The organism is Roseivivax sediminis (genome assembly GCF_900112685.1).
GTDB lineage: Bacteria > Pseudomonadota > Alphaproteobacteria > Rhodobacterales > Rhodobacteraceae > Roseivivax > Roseivivax sediminis.
Map to the genome: position 1 here is coordinate 43,791 of NZ_FOMS01000001.1, position 21,810 is coordinate 65,600.

The following is a 21,810-nucleotide window of genomic DNA, read 5'->3' on the forward strand; positions in this document are numbered from 1 at the left end:
TGATCGATGTCTGAATTGGATGAATTTCACCGGGAGCTTATCGCCGACATTCAAGGTGAAGCGGATGTAGGTGGAACCTATACGACAGAGGCATTCTTTGAGAAAATGGGTGACATTCTGACCGAAGCCGGTGAGCTGGATGGTGCGGACTACGCCTACTTCGAAGGGACCGGTCGGCGAGGGACGGCGATACAGATCCACGGATATGGCGGCGACCCACGCGAAGCACAGGGAATACTTAGCCTGATCCTCTGTGACTTTTCCGCGAGTGAAGAGGTGCGGGTATTCAGGGCGGACGATCTGAAGTCCCGCTTCAACCGGCTCGTCGGCTTCCTGCGGCATGCCCGGGACGACGAGTTTCGTGAGCAGCTCGAGGAGACAAGCCCAGGCTTCATGCTTGCTGATCTTATCGCGACAACTTGGTCGAGCATCTCAAAGATCAAATTGATCGTCGTAACCAATGCAGAAAAGCGTGCCAAGGCCGATGGCCTGCCCGCAGGTTCGATCGGTGAGAAGCCCGTAACCTATACTGTGTGGGATCTCGCAAGGATCGAGAAGTACGTACGTTCGGGGCAAACGCGGGAAGACCTTCTGATCGATTTCGAGAAGGATTTCGGCGGCGCGATACCAGTCCTACGAGCATCGATGGGCGATGCGGCTCTTGAAAGCTATATTGCCGTCATCCGCGGAAGCCAACTGGGCGAAATCTACGAGAAATGGGGAACCCGACTCTTGGAAGCGAATGTGCGCAGCTTCCTCCAGGCGCGTGGCAAGGTGAACCGGGGCATCCGCGATACGCTCGAAGACCAGCCCGAGATGTTCTTCGCCTACAATAACGGCATAACGGCCACTGCAGATAGTGTGCAAATCAGGCAGACTGAGAGTGGGCCAGTCGTCGTCTCCGCCGACAATCTTCAGATAGTGAATGGCGGGCAGACCACTGCCTCCATTCACGCGTCTCGCAGGCAGCGTCCCAAACGCCCCAAAGCGCGCCTGGATGAGGTTTATGTCCAGATGAAGCTCAATGTCGTCCCACCAGAGACGGCCGAAGAGGTGATCCCAAACATATCGCTCTACGCAAACAGCCAGAACAAGGTGAACGACGCCGACCTCGCATCCAATCATCCATTTCAGATGCGATTGCAGGAGTTTTCCCGACGCATTCTCGCCCCCAAGGGCGAAAGCGCCTACCAAGAGACCAAGTGGTTCTACGAACGGGCGCGCGGGCAATATCCGGATGAACGCGGGCGTCGTACCGAGTCGGAGCGCAAGAAATTCGATCTCGAATATCCCCGCTCGCAGTACTTTACCAAGACGGACCTTGCCAAGTTTGAGAATTCGTGGGCGGGGCTTCCACATCTGGTCAGCCAAGGGGCGCAGAAAAACTTCGTGGCCTTCCAGAGGGAGGTTGCCAAGGAGTGGAAGAAATCCGACGCACAATTTGACGAGACATGGTTCAAGCGAATGATCGCAAAGGCGATCATCTTCCGCCGTCTTGAGAAAGTGGTGCCACAGCAGCCTTGGTATGAAGGTGGTTACAGGGCAAACATCGTCACCTATTCCATGGCCAAGCTGGCCTACGATATGGATTGCCGGGAGAGGCTTGTCGACCTAGACCGGATCTGGCGGCAGCAATCCGTGCCAGAGCCGGTGGAGGCAGCCCTTCTCCTCGCAGCCGCGGAAGCCCACCATGTCATCACTAACCCGCCCGAAGGCGTCCGTAACATGAGTGAATGGGCGAAGAAACAGGCCTGCTGGGCGCAACTGCAACACCGGGAACTCGATTACCCATTCGACTTGCGGGACTATCTGCTCACATCTGCCGAGGCCACCGCTGCTGTTGACGAAGAGAGGAAGAATAAGGCGGTCACGTCCGGAATCGAGGCTCAATCAACCGTGGTAAGCCTCGGCGCGGGATTTTGGAAAGGTGCGCTCGAATGGGGCAAGGATCGTAGGCTGGTGACGCCTAAGGAGGCCGGGATACTGGAGACATGCACTCGGATTCCCGATCGGCTTCCATCCGAAAAACAATGCTTAATCGCTATCGAAGTTCTCGAAAAATTGGAAGCGGACGGTTTCGATGCCAGTGTTGCTGCTGCCGGGGAATAATCAGTTGCCCATCAGAAGGCCACGGATCACGCGTGCAATCTGAAGCGCTAGGAACGGTGGGACTGCATTGCCGACCTGATGATACTGGGCCGTGCGCGGGCCGCAGAATAAGTAGTTGTCTGGGAAGGTCTGCAGCCGCGCCGCTTCGCGTACCGTCAGAGAACGGACTTGTCGCGGATCAGGGTGAATGAAGTAATGTCCATCCTTGGAAATATGGCTGGTAACGGTGCTGGATGGGCGATGGCCGAGCTGGACGCGGAATCGATCCGCGAAGTCGCCTGATGCGCGATTCCGATGGTCGGGCTGAAGGAATTCGGGAAAACTCGAGAGCTTCGGGGATGCCCTCATCACCTCGGCATATGATGCCGCGTAGAGATAGCGCCCCAAGTCTTCCGGTATATGCCCCCGGGTCTCATGATGCAGGAGACGGTCAAGTCTGTCGTCGACCAACCAATCAGCCAGCTCCGGTTCTACGCTGGGCCCATTGCCCTTTCGCCTGTGATCGCATCGCAGTTCATCGCGCGCGAGCCCATCGGTCAGCAAGTTGCCCAGGCGGTCACGAACCGACTGCGGCACCTTTCGCGACCTGAGGATTGCGCTGGCCTGACGCAGCACCGCATCGCGCCACGCCGCAACATCATCGCCCCGGCTCAGGCCGCTTCTGAGGCTCGGCAAGTCCCCGATCGCGTCAAGTACAGAGACCGCTGTCTCAGAGCGCCGGAGCAGCGACCTTCCATCAGTGGGCGGAGTGATGTCGCGCCGCAGGCCGACCACGAAAACACGATGGCGCGCTTGGGGGATGCCGTGGTCTTCGGCACGGACAAGAAAATCCGTGCCCTTGAAGGGCTCAGGGCCGCAGGGTTGCGCGAGAGGTAGAAGGTGATAGCCATCACCGGCACCGGCGAGGTCCTCGAGGACGCGCTGGAAGATGCCGCCGCCGTCAACCCGGCTGGAGATCATGCCCTTCACGTTTTCCATTACGAAGGCCGCCGGGCGCAGGCGGTCGAGTATGCGAACGTACTCTCGGTAGAGATAATGCCGCTCATCCTTTTCCGGTACGTAATCCTGCTTGCCTCGGTTTCGCGACCGTCCGGCGAGAGAATAGGCTTGGCAGGGTGGCCCACCGATAAGGATCGTATTCCCGTTGAATCCCTCACGCGTCCGGTCGAGGGTTTCCGAAATCAGTTCGAAGCTTTCCGCGGCACCCAGTTCGAGCTGCCACGCTTCGGCCTCTGCTGCTTTCCACTCGACGGGATGGAGATCAGACCAATCCGGCATCGGAGAACCGGCGTTCTGGGCATCATGGTAGGCTTTGGGAAACCCGTTTTCAAAGCGGCGCAGGAAAGCGCGCAACCTGAGAGTCCGGACCTCAATGGGCTGCCGTTCGACGGACAGGCGGATTTCCATGTCGCCGTCACCCTCGCGACCTGCCGTAGCGAACCCTTCGCCGAGTCCACCAGGACCAGCGAACAGATCAACGATGCCGAAAGTGGAAGGCAAATCAGGCTCCTGACGATCTTCAGTCCGTCGGTGTATACTAGGTTCAGGGACGAAGACCAGGATGCAAGTGACAGATATTGTGGATCGACAGACCCGATCCCGCATGATGGCAGGGATCAAGGGAAAGAACACGAAGCCTGAGCTGGCGCTTCGGCGGGCTCTGCACGCACGCGGGTTCCGCTACCGGCTTCACTCAAAGAACGTCAACGGCAGGCCTGACCTCGTCCTCCCGAAGCACCTCGCGGTCATCTTTGTGCACGGGTGTTTCTGGCATCGGCATGAGGGGTGCCGCTACGCTACCACGCCCGCGACGCGCGTAGCGTTCTGGCAGGCAAAGTTCGACGCGAACGTTGCGCGGGACAGCGCCGTTCGGGGCGCGCTGCTTGCGGCGGGCTGGCGCGTAGCGACGATCTGGGAGTGTGCCCTTCGAAAACCGGAACAGATCGCGGCAGCTACCGACCAGCTTTCAACTTGGTTGTTCTCCGAAACGGAGACGCTCGAGCTCGGCGAACGCGAGGTCTCGCCACCTACAGAAGAAGGCGAAGATGTCAGCTCGTCCAACTGATTGGTTCAGCCCTCAGGGTATAATGCGCCTGTTGAAAGTTCGATCTGAGTGTCTTCTTGCGCACGCCACTGGCGTCCAAGTGTTTAGCCGGGAGCTCCGAAAAGCCATTTTATTTCCAAGGCTTGCAACCTATTCACCAAATCTGCGCAGTCATGAGGTCTGGAGAATACGGGCCCTGAGAGACCGCTTTCGGGCATCTCAGCGCCGGAGCCAGTGTTCAGCCCCACCCGCATAACCCTCGAAAACAACGGAAAAATCCGGCCGCAGCCGGATCGGGAGAACGCTTTCGCCGGGGCAAGTGGCGGAGAGGAAGGGATTCGAACCCTCGAGACGGTTTCCCGCCTACACACTTTCCAGGCGTGCGCCTTCGACCACTCGGCCACCTCTCCACCGGTTCGTCTACCGGAAGCCCGAGGCGAGATGCAAGCGGGTTTTCCCAGCTTTCGGAAGGTGGTGAAGATCGGGCCGGTGCCGCCTTCTGCCTGGGACAGTGACCGGCCGACGGTCGCAAATTCGCCCCGCTGCGACGGACCTAGGCTCAGCCGTCGACGTCGCCGTAGGATCCGGCGCGGCGCCGGCGGCCGGCCTGCGGTTCTCGGACGCCCTGCCCCTCCCCCGCGAAGGAGCGATGGGCGCTTTCGCCCTCTCCCACCAGGGTCTCGGGATTGCGCAGCCATATGTCGCGCTGCGGGAACGGGATCTCGATCCCCGCCTCGGCGAAGCGCTCGGCGATCTGGTGGTTCATCTCCGTTCGGACCACGAGGATCTCGAGGATGTCGACCAGGAACACCCGGATCTCGAAGTTCAGCGCCGAATTCTCGTAACCGACAAAATAAATGAACGGCTCGGGGTTCATCAGGACCTGCGGGTGCGCGCGGGCGATGGAGGTCAGGATGCGCTCCACCTGCCGCGTGTCGGTGCCGTAGGCGACCGAGATCGGCACGATCAGCCGGCCGATTGTCTTGCCGCGGGTGTAGTTCGTTACCGTGCCCGAGATGAAATCGCCGTTCGGCACGATCACGTCGAACATGTCGAAGGTCTCGATCCGGGTGGAGCGGACCGAGATCGCCTTGACGAAACCATGGGTGCCGTTGACCTCGATCCAGTCGCCCTCGCCGATCGGCCGCTCGATCAGGAGGATGATGCCCGAAACGAAGTTCTGCACGATGTTCTGCAGGCCGAAACCGATGCCGACGGACAGCGCACCGGCGACGATGGCCAGGGACGACAGGTTGATGCCGGCCACCGCGAAGGCGGCGAGCGCGGCGAGCAGGATGCCCATGTAGCCGATGCCCGAGACGATCGCGTTGCGCCCGCCGAGGTCGATCTTCGTCTTCGGCAGGACGGCGCTGCGCAGGCCGCCCTGCAGAAGCCGCGTCAGGCCGAAGCCGATGACGAAGACCATCAGGAAGGTCAGGATGTTCGAGGGCGAGATGCGCGTATCGCCGAGGGTGAACCCGGCGGTGAAGGCGGCCCAGAGCTCGGTCAGGTCGGTGACGCGCGCGCCCCAGATCAGCGCGACGATCGGCAGCGCCAGCAGCGCCATCGCGAAACCGGCGACCACGGGGATCAGGCTGTTGGTCTCCTGGACGCTCTTGTTGGTGAAGAGCGTGTAGAGATCGCTGACAAAACGCAGGACGACGAGGATCGTGCCGAACAGGATCAGCGTGCGGATCATCGGGTAGATCAGCGCTTCGGAGAGGTTGGCGTAGCCGGCGGCCGCCAGCACCGGCGCAGCGATCCCGATCGCCACCATAAGCCGGCCGAGCACCCGCGCGATGCGGATTCGGAAGAGAATCCCGTCCGGCTGCGGGGTGCCGTCGTCGGCCTCTGCCGGGTCCGCGCGGGTGAAGATCTGGCCTAGGCGGAAGAGCAGGATCCCCGACAGGACGACCAATGGGAAATCGACGATCGCGACTGTCTCGGGCGCGTAATCGTCAAGTTCGGCCAGCGACAGTGCGATTCGGCGCAGCACCAGCAGGATGGCGATCCCGAAGAAGTAATAGCGCGCCATGCGGCGGTGCCGGATCGGCAGGGTCGCCGTGTCCTCCTCCGACGAGAACGTCTGCTGCGCCAGCCACCGCACGTAGAAGAATACCGCCAGCGACGCCGGGATCGCGTAGAGCAGCTGCAGCGTGCGTTCTGCCAGAAGACCCGTGGTCTCGGCCGCGGCGACGATGGCGACGATGCCCAGGAGCGGCAGGAAGATCTCGCCCAGGGACAGCAGGAAGCGCCAGACGCCGGAGCCCCGGCGGGTGCGCTTGCGCAGCCACGCCACCGCAAGTTCCGCCCAGCGGGCGCCGCGCAGGAACAGTAGAAGGCCCAGCGACGCCAGGCCGATCACCGCCGGCATCGTCTCGAGTAGCTGGTCGCGCTCCTCGGGGGTGATCCAGCCGTTCTCCGGCAGCGTCAGGGTGAGCCTGAGCGAGCCAAGAAGTTCCTCGAACGCCGCAGGCCAGTGCACCGGGTTAACAGGCGGCGGCCCGCGCGACAGGAGCCGCTCGGCCTGCCTTTCGCGGATGGTCTGGTCGATCTCGCGGATCAGGCCGTCGGCGCGGGTGAACGCCTCCTCGGCCGCCACGACGGGCGCGCGCGCCTCGGCGAGCTGCGCCTCGAGCTGGGCGCGCCTCTCGGCGATCTCGGATTCCTCGCCGCCCTGTTCGGGCGGCCGGCCGAGCGCGTTGATCTGGGCGCGCAGCGTCTCGGTCCGGGCGGTCTCCGTGTCGCGCAGCGTCGCGAAATCGGCGCGGAACTCCGCCAGCCGCCCGCGCAGCGTCTCGAGCGTGGCGTCGGCGGCGTCCTCTTCGGCGAGCGCCTCTTCCGCGCTCCGAGCGGCTTCCTCGAACGGGCCGTAATCGTAGCTCTCCTGCGCGAGACTCGCGCAGGCCACCGCCCACAATGCGAACGCAGCGAGGAAGGTGCGCAGCGCGCGCATGGAACCGGCCTACACGTCCTCGAAGACGCCGGGGATCGACGCCGGCGCCTTGTCGAGCCAGGGCGGCAGCGGCAGCCCCTTCTGGCGCAGGAAATCGGGGTTGAAGAGTTTGGACTGGTAACGGTTGCCGAAGTCGCAGAGCACCGTGACGATGGTGTGCCCCGGCCCCATCTGTTGCGCCATGCGGATCGCGCCGGCGACGTTGACGCCGGTCGACCCGCCCATCACCAGCCCCTCTTCCTGAAGCAGCTCGTAGACGATTGGCAGCGCCTCGGAATCGGCGATGCGGCAGACGAAATCGGGCGTGTAGCCTTCGAGGTTGCCGGTGATGCGCCCCTGCCCGATGCCCTCGGTGATCGAGTCGCCGGGGTTCTCCTCCCCGGTATAGAGCTTGAAGAGCCCCGCGCCCTCGGGGTCGGCAAGGCCGACCTTCACGCCCTTGGGCTGCAGCGCCTCGGCGACGCCAGCGACGGTGCCGCCCGACCCGGCCGCGCAGATGAACGCGTCGACCTTGCCGCCGGTCTGCTCCCAGATCTCGGGGCCCGTCGTCTCCACGTGGGCGCGGCGGTTGGCGACGTTGTCGAACTGGTTGGCCCAGATCGCGCCGTGCGGTTCGGACTTGGCCAGCTCCTCGGCCAGCCGCCCGGAATAGCGCACGTAGTTGTTGGGGTTCTTGTAGGGCGCCGCCGGCACTTGGACGAGTTCCGCCCCGGCGAGCCGGATCATGTCCTTCTTTTCCTGGCTCTGCGTCTCGGGGATGACGATGACGGTCTTGAACCCCATCGACGCGCCGACAAGCGCGAGTCCGATGCCGGTATTGCCCGCCGTGCCCTCGACGATGGTGCCGCCGGGCTCCAGCAGCCCCTTCTCCATCGCGTCGCGGATGATGTAGAGCGCGGCACGGTCCTTCACGGACTGGCCGGGATTCATGAATTCCGCCTTGCCGTAGATCTCGCAGCCGGTCAGCTCGGACGCGCGGCGCAGCCGGATCAGGGGCGTGTGGCCGACGGCGTCGGCAAGATCGGTCGCGATGCGCATTTGGGCCTCCGGTAAAGCTCTCTCAGACGGGTGTAGGACGGCCCCCCGGATTCCTCAAGCCGCCGCGCGCAGCCGGTCGCGGTTGCCCGCCAGCCAGAGCAGCATCGTGATCAGCGGACCGACGTTGATCTCGCCGCTTTCGATCAGCGCCATCGCCCGGTCGAAGGGGATGACGTGGCTGCGGATATCCTCGTTCTCCGCGTCGAGCCCGGCGAGTGTGCCGTCATGCGCCGAGAGGTCCGCAAGGCCCAGAAAACAGTGGAAATATTCGCTCGTGTAGCCCGGCGAGGCGTAGAAGCGCAGCATCGGCTCCAGCCCCTTGAGCGTGAGCCGGGCTTCCTCGGCCGCCTCCCGCCGGGCGGTGTCGGCCGGGTCCTCGCCCGCATCGACAAGGCCCGCCACCGGCTCCAGCATCCACGGCGTCGGATCATCGCGCAAAAGCGGGCCATAGCGAAGCTGCTCGATCAGCAGCACCCGGTCGGTCGCGGGATCGTATGGCAGGACCAGCGCCGCGTCGAAGGCGGCGAAGCCTTCGCGCGACACCTCGGGGCTGCGGCCCCCGGCAAAGGTCTTGTGCGACAGCGTGAAGCGGCGCAGGCGGAAGAAGCCGTCGAAACCGGGTTTCCAGTTGATCGGTCCGACATCGGCGCGTGTGAGCGCCGAGCGCAGGGTCTGCGGCGCGCCCTCCCGCCCGTTCAGCCGGGCCCAGGCGCGCGACATGCGTGCAAAGCGCGGCGCGCCCGGCTGTCCGGCGGCGAGATTGTCCATCGCTTCCTCTGCGGCAAGGATCGCGATTTCGCCCCAGCGCGCGCGCCATGCCTCGAAGTCCCATGGCCCGGTCGCCTCCGGCAGGTCGGCCTGCGGGACATAGACCTGCGCCGGAACGAGGCCCTCGACGGCCTCTACGCGGACCGGCGCCAGCGCGTAGCCGTAGCTGCCCTCGTAATGATCCATCCGCTCAAGCTCCGCCGCCGACAGACCGCGCAGCAGGAGGCCCGGCGCCTCCGCCTCCGGATCGGGGGCGAGCACCGGAAAGTCCTCTCCCTTTACCGCCAGCGCCCGGTGGCCCGGCAGCACCGCGGGCTCCGCCGCCCCGGGCGCGCGGCCCAGCACGCAGGTCAGAAGCGGGACATGCCGCAGCGTCCCGAAAACGAACAGGTCGGTCACGCGGGAATTACCTCCAGTGGCGGGAGACGACCTCGGTCAGGTACCCGACGATGACGGCGCCCGCTACCAGGGTCAGGATGAAATTGGCGTCCACCAGCAAGGCGGCATTCTCCACGATCAGCTCGAAGACAGCGGCAACTGCCTCCAGCATGGAGTCGTAGCGCCGGTCGAAGGCGCGATCGACCATCATGTTGGCCGAATGCACCGCCAGGCACCAGAAGAGCGCCGCGACCACGCCGGTCACGCCGTTCGATATCGCCGCGCTCGCGCCCCGCCCTGCCCGCGTGCCGATGGTGATCCAGCCGACGAGAAAGCAGATCGCGGTGTTCCAAAGGGTGAAATTCCCGAAGGCCCCGCGCTCCGGCATCAGGCCCTTGACCAGTTCGGAGGCATACCAACCCAATACGGCCAGCATCAGACCGGCAAGGAATTTGGCGGCGGTGGGCATCGGCTGCGGTCTAGCTCGGCCTTGTCACGGTGATCTGGGTGACGTCGCAATTGCCGCTCGCGAAGGTCGCGGCGCAGGACGTCAGGTAGAAGTTCCACATCCTGCGGAAGCGTTCGTCAAAGCCCAGTTGCGCGACCTCTTCCCATTTGTCGTTGAATGTGTCGTGCCAGCGACGCAGCGTCTGGCTGTAGCTCTGTCCGAATTCCACCGATCGCGCGACCTCGAGGCCGGCGCGCGAGATCTCTTCGCGCAGCACGACGGGCGACGGCAGCATGCCGCCCGGGAAGATGTACTTCTGGATGAAGTCGACGCTGCGCCGGTAGATCTCCCACCGCTTGTGCTGCACCGTGATGACCTGCAGCGTCGCGCTTGCGCCGGGTTTAAGCCGCGCGCGCAGCGCCTCGAAATAGGTGGGCCAGTACCGCTCCCCCACCGCCTCGAACATCTCGATGGAGGCGACGGCGTCGTAGGTGCCCCGCTCGTCGCGGTAATCCATCAGCTTGACGTCGACCTGCCCCTCCAGCCCCTCACGGGCGATGCGGGCGCGGGCATAATCGAACTGTTCGCGGCTGATCGTCAGGCCGGTGACCCTCAGCCCCCGCGCCTTCGCGGCGTATTCGGCAAAGCCGCCCCAGCCGCAGCCGATCTCAAGCACATGATCGCCCGCCTTCGCGCCCATCTGGTCGACCATGGAGGCGTACTTGGCCTCCTGCGCCTTCTCCAGGCTCTCCTGGCCGGTCTCGAAGAGCGCCGAGGAATAGGTCATCGTGTCGTCGAGCCAGAGCGCGTAGAAATCGTTCCCGAGGTCGTAGTGGTGCGCGATGTTGCGCCGCGCCTGCCGCCGGGAATTCGATTGCAGCCAGAAGCGCACGCGTTCGAACGCGCGCACCAGCCCCATGCCGGCGAAGCCGTCGTAAAGCTCGTCGTTGTCGGCGTGCATGAGGTCCATGAAGGCCAGAAGATCCGGCGTCGACCACCAGCCGTCGAGATAGGCGTCCGAGAACCCCAGATATCCCTCGCGGATCAGCCGCGCAAAGAGATCAGGGTTGTGGATGTGCAGCTCTGCCACGGGGCCGGGATCACGGCCCTCGGCCCGGAAGACGCGTCCGTCGTCGAGCACGAAATCGACGCGCCCGCGGTTCATCTTGTTCGCGGCGGCAAAGACCTGCGCGAAATAGCGCGGCAGGTTCGCCGCGCCGGCGGTATCGGTCAGGATCATGTCCCGGTCTACTCCCGTTCTGTCCGTAAGCCACGCGGCTGCCCGGCCTTCGGTTTCGTTAACGCTATAGAGGCCACACGAAATTCGGCAAGCGCACCGGGCCGACCCTGCGCCATCGGGTCACGCCGCGCGCAATCTCAGAAGTCGCGATTCTCATAAGCCTCGAGGGCACGCTTGCGGCCCTCCCGCGCGTCCACGATCGGGTCGGGATAGGCATCGTCAGGCGCCATCGCCCAGCGTTCCGGGATCGCGTGGAAGTAGCTCCGCGCCTCTTGCGGCGGGCTGTCCTGCCCCTCCGCGATCCAGCGGTTCACATAGGTGCGATCCTTGTCGAACCGGTCCAGTTGCGTCTCGGGGTTGAAGACCCGGAAATACGGCGTCGCATCGGGACCGGAACCGGCCGACCATTGCCAGCCCAGCGAATTGGACGCCGGGTCCCAGTCGATCAGGTGATCCTCGAACCATTCCATGCCGATCTTCCAGTGACACATCAGGTGCTTGCAGAGATAGGACGCGACGATCATCCGGCCGCGATTGTGCATCCGCCCGGTGACGTACATCTCGCGCATCGCGGCGTCGACGAAGGGGATGCCGGTGCGCCCGCGCGTCCAGGCGATCACCTCCTTGCGGCGGCGGTCCTCGTTCCAGGGAAACGCATCCCATTCCTCCCGCCAGTTGTCATAGAGAAGTCGCGGCGTGTGCCACATCAGGTGATAGCCGAACTCGCGCCAGACGAGTTCCTGCAGGAAGGTCTGCGCCCCCGCCTTACCCTCGTCCAGCGCGCGCAGGCCCGCGTGCCAGCATTGCCGCGGTGTGATCTCCCCGAGGCTGAGGTTCTCCGACAGGTTCGAGGTACCGTCGACGGAGGGGATGTCGCGCGCGTCGCCGTACTCCTCCACCTTGGAGGCCATGAACGCGCCGAGTCGGCTTTGTGCCGCGCTCTCGCCCAGCGTCACGTAGGGGCGCACGACCTCTGCGCCGCGCCGCATGCCGGCGCCGAGGGCCCAGTCCTCCAGCGCCTCGCTTTCAGGCCACCTTCCCGGCGGCGCAAGGTCCCCCGGCGTGCCAAGCGGCGTGTCGACCTCGCGATCCTTCACCGCGCGCCAGAACGGCGTGAAAACCTTGTAGAACCCGCCGGTCTTGGTCTCCACGCTCCAGGGTTCGAACATCAGGTGTCCGGCGAAGCTCTGCGCGTCGAGCCCGCGCGCCTTCAACGCTTCCTTGACCCCGCGGTCGCGCTCCACGCTCACCGGATCGTAGGCGCGCATCCAGTAGACCGCGCCGGCGCCGGTCTCTTCGATCAACGCCTCGAGCGCCTCGCGGGCAGGGCCGGAGCGCAGGATCAATCGGCTGCCCTTCGCCTCCAGCGTCTCGGCCAGCGCGCCGGCCCCGAGGCCCAGCCGCCATGCCGGCGCGGTGCGGAGCATCTTCACCCCTTCGTCACGCAAGAACACAGGGATCACCGGGCCGCCGCGCCGCAAGGCCGCGTCCCAGGCGGGATGGTCCGACAGCCGCAGATCACGGCGGAACCACAGGATCGTCGGGGTCTCGGGCATGGGCGCTCCTTCATCGGTTGCGCCGATAGCTAGCGCCCGCGCGGTGCCGGCAAGCCGCCCCGCCCGATTCGGATTATCCACAAGCGGTTGACACAAACCGTGAACACCCATAGAACATGAACACGGCAATGTTCCAAAAGGGCGGTCCGCATGCTGACGAAGAAACAACTCGACCTGCTCGACTTCATCAACCGGCGCGTGGCGCGCGACGGCGTGCCCCCGTCCTTCGACGAGATGAAGGAGGCGCTGGATCTGCGGTCGAAATCCGGCATCCACCGCCTGATCACGGCGCTGGAAGAACGCGGCTTCATCCGCCGCCTCGCCCACCGTGCCCGCGCGATCGAGATCGTGAAGCTGCCCGAGAGCCTCGGGGGGGAGCCCTCGGGCTTCAGCCCCCGCGTGGTCGACGGCGGGCGCCCGGATGCGCGACCGGCCAATGCCCAGCCGGTGGAGGCACTGAACGCGAGCGAACTTCCGGTGCTCGGCCGCATCGCCGCCGGCCGCCCGATCGAGGCGATCGACGACAATCCGCCGGGGATCGCGGTGCCTGGGCAGATGCTGTCGGGTCGCGGCAAGCACTACGCGCTGGAGGTCAAGGGCGACTCCATGATCGACGCGGGGATCAACGACGGCGACGTCGTGGTGATCCGCGAGACATCCGACGCCGACGATGGCGATATCGTGGTCGCGCAGGTCGAAGGCTACGAGGCGACGCTCAAGCGCTTCCGCCGCAAGGGCGAGACGATCGTGCTGGAGGCGGCGAACCCCGCCTACGAGGCGCGCGTCCTGCCGCACGGCGCCGTCAAGGTGCAGGGCCGGCTCGTCGGGCTTATCCGCACCTACTGAGCCCGCGCGGCAAGGCGCCTCGGGACCGGCCAGGGCCAGAGCGCGGGGCGCGCCCCGTTCCAGAGGCGAATGCCGCTCACGTCGCGCACGCTGACCCGGCGAAGGCCGCCGTACTTGTCATGGTAATAGGCCAGCGCCCCAGTCTGCCGCAACAGCGCCGGCGACGCGATCTCGCAGCGCCAGCCTGCCGACGGCTCGGTATCGAGGACGACCAAGTCCTCGCCATCACAGCCGGGAAAGGCCGCGGCCGCACGTTTGCCCCGCAGATGTGCAATGCGTCGACCGGCCAGTTGCACCTCCACCCAAGGGGTGCCCGTTTCCGGCCAACGCGCCGCCGCCTGTTCCTGCCCCGCGCCGTCGCCGTCGTTCTCCAACCAGATCCCGGCGACGAAGCCTTCCCCGCGCTGGCGGCTGAGCGCACGCCCCTCATCGGTCATCGTGCCGACAAGCTTTCCGGTGTCGGAGACCAGCAGCGCCGGCCGCTCCGCCCCGACCCAGAGGCCGAGCGCCAGAGCCACCGGCGCCAGGCCGAGTGCGCGCACCCTGCCCTGCCAGAGCACGACGAAAAGCGCGCCCGCCGCGATCAGCGGCAACACCGGGCCGGGCGGCTGCGGTACCTGCCCGACCGCGCCGGGCAACGCCGCCACCCCGTGCGCGATGGTCAGGATGGCGCCAAGGCCCCAACCCATGACGGCAAAGCCCAGCCCGTCGAGGCCCAGCGGCATCAGCGCCATCGCCGCGACACCGGCCGGCATGACCAAGGTGCCCATCAGCGGCACCGCCAGCAGATTGGCCAGCAGACCATAATGCGACACCTGGTTGAAATGCGCCATCGCCACCGGCGCCGTCGCCGCGCCGGCCACCGCAGATGAGACGACCACCGCCAGCACCGGCCGCAGCCAGCGCGGCACGTGGTCCGAAACCCTCGCCTCGCGCAGCACACCGAAGGCGGCGACGAGCGCGGTGGTCGCGGCGAAGGACATCTGGAAGCCAGGGCCGGTCAGCGCTTCTGGCGTCGTGATCAGCACGATCAGCGCCGCGATTGCCACCGAACGCAGCGTCAGCGCCCGCCGGTCGCACAGCACCGCGCCGAGCGCGACCGCCGCCATGACGAATGCCCGCTCGGTCGCGACGTTGCCACCGGACAGCGCAAGGTAGCCGGCCGCCGCGGCCAGCGCGCCAACGGCCGCGATCTTCTTGACTGGCCAGGTCAGCGCGATGCGGCGCGGCAGCAGAAAGAGCATCCGCAGACCCCCGAAGACGACGCCGGCCAAGAGCCCCATGTGCAGGCCCGAAATCGCCAGCAGATGCGCAAGGTTCGTCTCGCGCAGCGCGTCCCGCGTCCCGGCCCCGATGGCACTGCGGTCGCCGGTGAGGATCGCGGCTGCAAAGGCCCCCGTCTCACCCGGCAGGGCCGCGCGAACCCGCGCTGAAAGCGCCTGGCGCGCGGCAAAGACCGGCACGCCGCCCGCGTCCGGTTCCAGCACCAGGACCGGCGTGCGAGTGTAGCCCACCGCGCCCAGCCGCTGGAACCAGGCGTGCCGGCGGAAGTCGAAGCCGCCCGGCTCTGCCGGACCGGAGGGGCCGGCGAGGTGTCCCGTGAGGATGACCACCATGCCCGGCGAAGGCTCGATCCAGCGCTGCTCTCCATGCAGCGAGATGCGCACGCGGTGCGGCGTCCGCGAGGACGCGACGTCATCCAGCCGCACCCGGTCGAGCGTCAGCCGCACCGCGTCGGAGGCGGAGCGGTCGATCCCCACGACACGCCCCTCCACCGGCCCGTAGTAGCGAAAGCCCAGGACCGGTTCGGCCACGAGATGCGCCCGCGCGCCGGCGAGCGCCACCCCGGCCAGCCCCAACGCGACGGCGACGCGAATGGCCCGCGGCCCAGGCCCTTCCCGACGTGCCGACCAGAGCCCCGCGGCGGCGCCTGCGCCACAGAGTGCCAGCACCCAGACGGCAGGTTCGGCCCTCAGCCCGAAGTAGAGCCCGATACCGACCGCGAGGCAGACCGGTGCCCAGGGGAACAGGTGTCCCTCTTGTTTTTCGAGCCCGAGCTGTCGCCCGAAACCGCCGAGGACCCGACCCAGGCTGTCCATCTTGTCCTTCGCCGCCCCCATCGCTAAGGGTTGCGTCCAACTTTCCAGACCGACGTTAGAAAAAGGTTAACGCGCGCCCATGTCCCAGGACGTCGTCACCCGTTTCGCCCCCTCGCCGACGGGATTTCTGCATATCGGCGGCGCACGGACGGCGCTGTTCAACTGGCTCTTCGCGCGCGGACGCGGCGGAAAATTCCTGCTGCGGATCGAGGACACCGACCGCGCCCGCTCCACGCAGGCGGCGACCGACGCGATCCTCAAGGGGCTCGCCTGGCTCGGCCTCGACCACGACGGCGACGTCGTCTCCCAGGCTGCGGGCGCGGAGCGCCACGCAGAGGTCGCGCGGCAGATGCTGGACGCCGGCGATGCCTACAAGTGCTTCTCCACCCAGGACGAGATCGAGGCATTCCGCGAGGAGGCGCGCGCCGCCGGCCGCTCCACCCTCTTCCGCTCGCCCTGGCGCGACGCCGATCCCGCAACGCACCCGGACGCGCCCTACGCGATCCGCCTGCGCGCCCCGCAGGAGGGTACGACGGTGATCGCCGACGCAGTGCAAGGCGACGTGACCATCGGCAACGACCAGCTCGACGACATGGTGCTGCTGCGCTCGGACGGAACGCCGGTCTACATGCTGGCCGTGGTGGTCGACGATCACGACATGGGCGTCACCCACGTCATCCGCGGCGACGATCACCTCAACAACGCCGCGCGGCAGATGCAGATCTATCACGCGCTCGGATGGCCGGTGCCGGTCTACGCCCATATCCCGCTGATTCACGGCCCCGACGGCAAGAAGCTGTCGAAGCGCCACGGCGCGGTCGGGCTCGAGGAATACCAGGTGATGGGCTACCCGTCGGCGGGGATGCGCAACTACCTCGCGCGGCTCGGCTGGAGCCACGGCGACGACGAAGTCTTCTCGGATGTGCAGGCGATCGAATGGTTCGACCTGTCCGGCATCGGGCGTTCTCCGGCGCGCCTCGACTTCAAGAAGCTCGACAATATCTCGGGCCAGCACATCGCGATGATGGACGATGCCGCGCTGCTGAATGAAATCGAGGCCTTCCTGGCCGCCGCGGGCCGCCTGCCGCTGACCGATACGCAGCGGGACGGGCTGTCGCGCGCCATGTACTGCCTCAAGGACCGGGCCAAGACCTTGCCGGAACTCCTTGACAAGGCTCATTTCGTTCTAGCTGAACCGCCGATCGAGCCGGACGAGAAGGCGGCGAAGGCCCTGGACGATGTATCCCGTGGTATACTGTCAGAATTGACGCCGCAGCTGCAAAATGCTAGCTGGTCGCGCAACGATCTGGAGGCGGCCGCGAACGCTGTGGCCGAGGCCAACGGGGTCAAGTTCGGAAAGCTCGCCGGCCCCTTGCGCGCCGCCCTCGCAGGCCGCACGGTTTGCCCGAGCGTGTTCGACATGATGCTCGTGCTGGGCCGCGACGAAAGCCTCGCCCGGCTCGCCCGGGCGGCGAGCGGAGAGAGCTGATCCGCCTTTCGGTCAGCATCTCTTAACCGCTTGGTGATTTGACAGGACGGACGGCGCGGGACGATGGCCCCTGCCGTCTCACCAGAGACGAAAGGGACCACGAAAATGGCCGATTCCTCGACCTCGAAGACCGCGACTCTGAGCTTCGACGGCAAGTCGTTCGACCTGCCGATGTACTCTCCCACGGCCGGGCCGGAAGTCATCGACATCCGCAAGCTCTACGGCACGGCCGGCGTGTTCACCTACGATCCGGGCTACACCTCCACGGCGTCCTGCGACTCGACCATCACGTTCATCGACGGCGACAAGGGCGAGCTTCTGCACCGCGGCTACCCGATCGACCAGCTGGCGTCGAAGTCGCACTACCTCGAGGTCTGCTTCCTGCTGCTCTACGGCGAATTGCCAACGGCCGAGCAGCTCGAGACCTTCGAGAGCACGATCACCCGCCACACGATGATCCACGAACAGATGCACAACTTCTTCCGGGGCTTCCGGCGGGATGCGCATCCGATGGCGACGATGGTGGGCGTTGTCGGCGCGATGTCGGCGTTCTACCACGACAGCACCAATATCCACGACCCGCGCGAGCGCGAGATCGCCAGCCACCGGCTGATCGCGAAGATGCCGACGATCGCTGCGATGGCCTACAAGTACTCCATCGGCCAGCCCTTCGTGTATCCGCGGAACGATCTCGATTACGCGGCGAACTTCCTGCACATGTGCTTTGCCGTCCCGGCAGAGGAATACGTGCCCGATCCGATCCTCGCCCGCGCGATGGACCGGATCTTCACCCTGCATGCCGACCACGAGCAGAACGCGTCGACCTCCACCGTGCGGCTCGCCTCGTCCTCGGGGGCCAACCCGTTCGCCTGTATCGCTGCCGGGATCGCCTGCCTCTGGGGGCCGGCGCATGGCGGCGCCAACCAGGCCTGCCTGCAGATGCTGCGCGAGATCGGAACACCCGACCAGATCCCTGAATACCTCGCCCGCGCGAAGGACAAGAACGACCCGTTCCGCCTGATGGGCTTCGGCCACCGCGTCTACAAGAACGTCGACCCGCGCGCGCGGGTGATGAAGCAGTCCGCCGACGAGGTGCTGGAGCTGATGGGGGTGGAGAACAACCCCACTCTGCAGGTCGCCAAGGAGCTCGAGAAACAGGCGCTGGAGGACGATTACTTCGTCGAGAAAAAGCTGTTCCCGAACGTGGACTTCTACTCCGGCATCATCCTGGAAGCGATGGGCTTCCCGCTGTCGATGTTCACGCCCATCTTCGCCATCGGCCGCACCGTCGGCTGGATCTCCCAGTGGAAAGAGATGCTGGGGGATCCGCAGAACAAGATCGGCCGGCCGCGCCAACTCTATCTCGGTCATACGCTGCGCGACTACGTGGATATCGAGAACCGCTGACAATTCCGGCCGTCAGGAACGATAGGGCCCGCCATTCTGCGGGCCCTTTTCCATTCCGTCTCGGAAACAATTCCTGAAAATCACGCCGATCCCCACGCAATTGGCCAGCAATGGAATTGATGCTGTCCGCGCAGGTTGGACACTGGCAAAGCCCCGCATACGGCTATCGATTCGACTTTGACCCGCCCTGAAGGTGACAATTTTCACTCATGGGATCGCCCGGAATGCAGGACAAAATCGCCCCTATCAGCGCTCTAACCCCATACCGGAAACAATTACCGAAGCATTGCGGCCAAAGCCGGAGGAACTTGGGCCAAAATCGGTTTTTCTTTGGTCGAACTACGGTACCGGCGATATCACCTTCTTCGGATTTCCATTTCTCGGAGTGTTTTCGAAATGACCGGCATCAAGACGGAAAAGGTAGTGAAGCTCGGCTGCGATCCGCAGGTCACCGTCACCATCGTCGAAGACGACGGCAGCCTTCAGCTGCGCGTCACCGCACTCGATCCCGAAACGGACATCGACGCGCTGGCGTTCAACATGACGAACCAGCAGGCGCTCGAGACGCTGACGGTCTACCCCGAGGTGGATACCCAGGACGTGACCGGCTTCCAGGTCGAGGCCGGCGGCATCGACAGCCCCGCGACCGGCGTGATCCTGCCCGAGAGCTTCGACGTCGGCGTGCAATTCGGCACCGAGCAGAACCTCACCTCCGAGGGCGACATCAACAATGTGGCGTTCAACGTCTTCGTTCTGGAGGGTGAAAACCTGACCGTCGACGACATCGACATGGATAGCCTGACCGCGGTCGTCAACTCCGAAGACGGCAACGGCCTCGCCCTGACCCCGGTCACTCCCGACACCACCACCGAGATCGTCGAGACCGTGCAGCTTGAGGAAGATTTCGATCACCTCTGGAGCGCGGACCACAGCGACGCGATCAAGTCCGACGCGCACTGGATCATCTGGAACGACAAGCTGACCACCACCGGCTGCAACGACGGCGCGCTGCAGCTGAGCGAGGTGCGCACCGACGATCCGGTGAAACTGACCTTCGACGCAAAGGTCTGGGACGCCTCGAAGTTCGATAACAGCGGCCACTTCGCGGACGAGCTGAGCGTCGAGGTCCGGCTCGACAACGGCGACTGGGTCAAGCTCGACACCTTCAAGGTGAACGATCAGGGCACCGCGCTCGTGGGCGACCAGACCGGCCAGACCATCGGCGAGGACATGGGCGCGCTGGAATATTCCGGCGGCCTCCTCGACGACGTGAACCACGGCGCGGAGTTTCGCATCGTCTCCGACTTCACCAGCTACGACGAGATCCTGATGGTCGACAACCTTCAGGTGACGACGCTGGAGGAGGTCGAGATCGAGGCCGGCGAGGAGATCCGCGAGACCGTCCAGCAGGAGGATTTCGACCGCCTGTGGTGGAACCCCGACCACAGCGACGAGATCGTCTCCGACGGGCGTTGGGCCGTGGCTCACGATCAGCTCGTCACCAACGGCTACAGGGACGGCACGCTGACCTTCAAGGAGATCCAGACCGACAAACCGGTGGAACTCAGTTTCGACTCCAAGGCCTGGAACGTCGACGAATTCGAGAGCGCCGGCCACCAGGCCGACAGCCTGAAACTGCAGGTGCAGATCGACAACGGCGACTGGGTCACGCTGGATGACTTCGTGGTCAACGACCAGGGCACCGCGCTCGTCGGCTCCGAGACCGGGCAGGAGATCAATGGCGATCCCTCGACGCTCAGCTACGGTGGCGGCGTGCTGGACGAGGCCGAAGAGAATGTGCAGTTCCGCCTCGTCTCCGACCTCAGCGCATGCGACGAGGTCGTCAAGATCGACAACTGGAAGGTGGAGACGGTCGAAACCACCGGCACCGAAAAGGACCCTGCCTGCATCGACGAGGATTTCGAGGATGCCGAGGCCGGCGACACCGTGTCCGACCAGTTCGAGGGCTACACCGTCTCGGGCCAGAAGGCCGGCGACGCGGAAGACAGCGCCAACGACGCGATGATCTTCGACACCGGCAACCCGACCGGCCGCGATGACGATCTCGGCTACGACGACCGGGGCAATGCCATCATCCTCTCGGAAGACGGCGACGCGAGCGATCCCGATGACAATGCAGGCGGCGGCACACTCAGCTTCGCTTTCGACGACTCCTCCACGATCCAGCAACTCACCCTTCTGGACATCGAGGAAGAGGGCGGCTCCATCGACCTCTACGACATCGACGGAGAACTTCTGAACTCTATCGAGATCCCGGTAGCGGGCAACAATTCCGCCCAGGACCTGGCGGTCGAAACCTCTGGCGTGAGCTTCATGGACGTCAACCTCGCAGGGTCCGGCGCGGTCGACAACATGTGCTGGGCGCCCGACAAGGATTGCCAGTTCCAGTACGGCGTCGGCTATAAATTCCTCGAGGACGAGGAGGCGCCGGACGATGAGCCCGAGCCCGAAGAGGACGAGGAGGAGATCGTCGAAAGCTACCTGGCCGCCTGACCGGCCCCGCCCCGACCGAACGCGCCCCGGCCCGCAGCCCGCGGCCGGGGCGCGTTACGTCAGCGCCCCTCGTAGCGCGCTGGTCGCTTCTCCAGGAAGGCCAGCACGCCTTCCTTGAAATCCCGCGTCTTGCCGCATTCACCCTGCAGGCGCGCCTCCACGGCCAGCTGATCCTCGAGGCTGTTGCCGAAGGACGTCCGCAGCGCCTCCTTCACCCGGGCATAGGCGGCGGTCGGGCCCTGCGCCAGATGCGCCGCCCGCGCGCGCCAGCCGGCCCCGAACTCGGCATCGGGGTAGCTCTCCCAGATCATGCCCCAGCGCTCGGCCTCGGCCGCGGTGATCCGTTCGGCGAACAGGGCCGCGCCCATTGCCTTGGCCATGCCCACCTGCCGCGGCAGGAGCCACGTGCCCCCCGCATCGGGGATGAGCCCGATCTTCGTGAACGCCTGGGTGAAGGCCGCGCTTTCCGCCGCGATCACCACGTCGGCAGACAGCGCGAGGTTCGCCCCCGCCCCCGCCGCCGCGCCGTTCACTGCGGCAATGGTCGGCACCGGGCAACCGGCGATGGCCGTGAGCATCGGCACGTATTCGTCGCGCAGCGTCCGCTCCAGGTCGAGGCTCGCCGCGTTGCCGCCGTCACCGAGATCCTGGCCCGAGCAGAACGCCCTTCCCTCACCGGTCAGCACCACGACCCGCGCCTCGGACCCGCCGCGCTTCACCGCGTCGGTCAGCTCGGCCCGCATCGCTGTGTTGAGCGCATTCATGACCTCCGGCCGGTTCAGCGTGACGACGGCCACCCTGTCCTCCACCCCGTAGGTGATCGTGTCGTACTGCATGGGTCTCCCTCCGCCGGCCGCTTCGGCCCGCATCAAACACGGGCGGCTCGGCGGCGCCAAGCTCAACGCGGCGTCAGGGCCG

Annotated in this window: 15 protein-coding genes and 1 tRNA gene; 6 read left to right on the forward strand and 10 right to left on the reverse strand. The window is 65.5% G+C overall.

Features of this window, described 5'->3' with window-relative positions:
* Positions 1 to 6: 6 nt before the first annotated feature.
* A complete protein-coding gene (locus F3H57_RS00250; protein WP_149753831.1) occupies positions 7 to 2,109 on the forward strand; it encodes an AIPR family protein in 2,103 nt (700 codons plus the stop codon).
* On the opposite strand, the gene F3H57_RS00255 is transcribed toward F3H57_RS00250, so the two are convergent.
* Complete coding sequence (locus F3H57_RS00255) at positions 2,110 to 3,609, reverse strand: DNA cytosine methyltransferase (RefSeq protein ID WP_149753833.1); 1,500 nt, start codon at positions 3,607 to 3,609, stop codon at positions 2,110 to 2,112. It lies immediately after the preceding gene.
* A 67-nt stretch (positions 3,610 to 3,676) separates the two neighbouring features.
* Between F3H57_RS00255 and F3H57_RS00260 the strand changes: the two genes are divergently transcribed.
* Positions 3,677 to 4,174, forward strand: coding sequence for a very short patch repair endonuclease (locus tag F3H57_RS00260; protein WP_149754396.1), 498 nt, complete (start codon positions 3,677 to 3,679; stop codon positions 4,172 to 4,174).
* Between the two features lie 299 nt (positions 4,175 to 4,473).
* Here F3H57_RS00260 and F3H57_RS00265 read toward each other — a convergent pair.
* The 7 genes from F3H57_RS00265 to F3H57_RS00295 form a co-directional block, all read right to left on the reverse strand.
* A tRNA-Ser gene (locus F3H57_RS00265) sits at positions 4,474 to 4,563 on the reverse strand.
* A 149-nt stretch (positions 4,564 to 4,712) separates the two neighbouring features.
* A complete protein-coding gene (locus F3H57_RS00270) occupies positions 4,713 to 7,109 on the reverse strand; it encodes a DUF3772 domain-containing protein (protein ID WP_149753835.1) in 2,397 nt (798 codons plus the stop codon).
* A 9-nt stretch (positions 7,110 to 7,118) separates the two neighbouring features.
* Positions 7,119 to 8,147, reverse strand: coding sequence for a cysteine synthase A (locus F3H57_RS00275; RefSeq protein ID WP_149753837.1), 1,029 nt, complete (start codon positions 8,145 to 8,147; stop codon positions 7,119 to 7,121).
* 54 nt (positions 8,148 to 8,201) lie between these two features.
* Positions 8,202 to 9,314 carry a gamma-glutamylcyclotransferase gene (locus tag F3H57_RS00280; RefSeq protein WP_149753839.1) on the reverse strand — a complete coding sequence of 371 codons (1,113 nt, stop codon included), beginning with the start codon at positions 9,312 to 9,314 and terminating at the stop codon, positions 8,202 to 8,204.
* 7 nt (positions 9,315 to 9,321) lie between these two features.
* Positions 9,322 to 9,762 carry a TrgA family protein gene (locus F3H57_RS00285; protein ID WP_149753840.1) on the reverse strand — a complete coding sequence of 147 codons (441 nt, stop codon included), beginning with the start codon at positions 9,760 to 9,762 and terminating at the stop codon, positions 9,322 to 9,324.
* A 10-nt stretch (positions 9,763 to 9,772) separates the two neighbouring features.
* On the reverse strand, positions 9,773 to 10,981 hold the full coding sequence (locus F3H57_RS00290; RefSeq protein ID WP_149753842.1) for an SAM-dependent methyltransferase: 1,209 nt from the start codon (positions 10,979 to 10,981) through the stop codon (positions 9,773 to 9,775).
* A gap of 137 nt (positions 10,982 to 11,118) precedes the next feature.
* Positions 11,119 to 12,537 carry a cryptochrome/photolyase family protein gene (locus F3H57_RS00295; RefSeq protein ID WP_149753844.1) on the reverse strand — a complete coding sequence of 473 codons (1,419 nt, stop codon included), beginning with the start codon at positions 12,535 to 12,537 and terminating at the stop codon, positions 11,119 to 11,121.
* A 150-nt stretch (positions 12,538 to 12,687) separates the two neighbouring features.
* Here F3H57_RS00295 and lexA point away from each other — a divergent pair, with 150 nt between their 5' ends.
* Positions 12,688 to 13,383, forward strand: a complete 696-nt coding sequence (lexA, locus tag F3H57_RS00300) for a transcriptional repressor LexA (RefSeq protein WP_149753846.1) — start codon at positions 12,688 to 12,690, stop codon at positions 13,381 to 13,383.
* Here the strand turns inward: lexA and F3H57_RS00305 are convergent.
* On the reverse strand, positions 13,377 to 15,482 hold the full coding sequence (locus F3H57_RS00305; RefSeq protein WP_149753847.1) for a ComEC/Rec2 family competence protein: 2,106 nt from the start codon (positions 15,480 to 15,482) through the stop codon (positions 13,377 to 13,379). The genes lexA and F3H57_RS00305 overlap by 7 nt on opposite strands.
* A 79-nt stretch (positions 15,483 to 15,561) precedes the next feature.
* On the opposite strand from F3H57_RS00305, the gene gltX reads away from it, so the two are divergent.
* The 3 genes from gltX (at position 15,562) to F3H57_RS00320 (ending at position 20,892) form a co-directional block, all read left to right on the forward strand.
* A complete protein-coding gene (gene gltX, locus F3H57_RS00310; protein ID WP_149753849.1) occupies positions 15,562 to 16,971 on the forward strand; it encodes a glutamate--tRNA ligase in 1,410 nt (469 codons plus the stop codon).
* 105 nt (positions 16,972 to 17,076) lie between these two features.
* Complete coding sequence (locus tag F3H57_RS00315) at positions 17,077 to 18,378, forward strand: citrate synthase (protein WP_149753851.1); 1,302 nt, start codon at positions 17,077 to 17,079, stop codon at positions 18,376 to 18,378.
* A gap of 396 nt (positions 18,379 to 18,774) precedes the next feature.
* Complete coding sequence (locus F3H57_RS00320) at positions 18,775 to 20,892, forward strand: hypothetical protein (RefSeq protein ID WP_149753852.1); 2,118 nt, start codon at positions 18,775 to 18,777, stop codon at positions 20,890 to 20,892.
* Positions 20,893 to 20,951: 59 nt separating this feature from the next.
* On the opposite strand, the gene F3H57_RS00325 is transcribed toward F3H57_RS00320, so the two are convergent.
* The gene (locus tag F3H57_RS00325; RefSeq protein WP_149753854.1) at positions 20,952 to 21,728 is read right to left on the reverse strand and encodes an enoyl-CoA hydratase-related protein; all 777 of its coding nucleotides are present in this window, start codon (positions 21,726 to 21,728) and stop codon (positions 20,952 to 20,954) included.
* Between the last annotated feature and the right edge of the window lie 82 nt (positions 21,729 to 21,810).

Coding starts and splice junctions, on each gene's coding strand:
- F3H57_RS00250 (WP_149753831.1), top strand. CDS start 7: ATGTCTGAATTGGATGAATTTCACCGGGAGCTTATCGCCGACATTCAA.
- F3H57_RS00270 (WP_149753835.1), bottom strand. CDS start 7,109: ATGCGCGCGCTGCGCACCTTCCTCGCTGCGTTCGCATTGTGGGCGGTG.
- F3H57_RS00275 (WP_149753837.1), bottom strand. CDS start 8,147: ATGCGCATCGCGACCGATCTTGCCGACGCCGTCGGCCACACGCCCCTG.
- F3H57_RS00285 (WP_149753840.1), bottom strand. CDS start 9,762: ATGCCCACCGCCGCCAAATTCCTTGCCGGTCTGATGCTGGCCGTATTG.
- F3H57_RS00290 (WP_149753842.1), bottom strand. CDS start 10,981: ATGATCCTGACCGATACCGCCGGCGCGGCGAACCTGCCGCGCTATTTC.
- F3H57_RS00295 (WP_149753844.1), bottom strand. CDS start 12,537: ATGCCCGAGACCCCGACGATCCTGTGGTTCCGCCGTGATCTGCGGCTG.
- lexA (WP_149753846.1), top strand. CDS start 12,688: ATGCTGACGAAGAAACAACTCGACCTGCTCGACTTCATCAACCGGCGC.
- F3H57_RS00305 (WP_149753847.1), bottom strand. CDS start 15,482: ATGGACAGCCTGGGTCGGGTCCTCGGCGGTTTCGGGCGACAGCTCGGG.
- gltX (WP_149753849.1), top strand. CDS start 15,562: ATGTCCCAGGACGTCGTCACCCGTTTCGCCCCCTCGCCGACGGGATTT.
- F3H57_RS00315 (WP_149753851.1), top strand. CDS start 17,077: ATGGCCGATTCCTCGACCTCGAAGACCGCGACTCTGAGCTTCGACGGC.
- F3H57_RS00320 (WP_149753852.1), top strand. CDS start 18,775: ATGACCGGCATCAAGACGGAAAAGGTAGTGAAGCTCGGCTGCGATCCG.
- F3H57_RS00325 (WP_149753854.1), bottom strand. CDS start 21,728: ATGCAGTACGACACGATCACCTACGGGGTGGAGGACAGGGTGGCCGTC.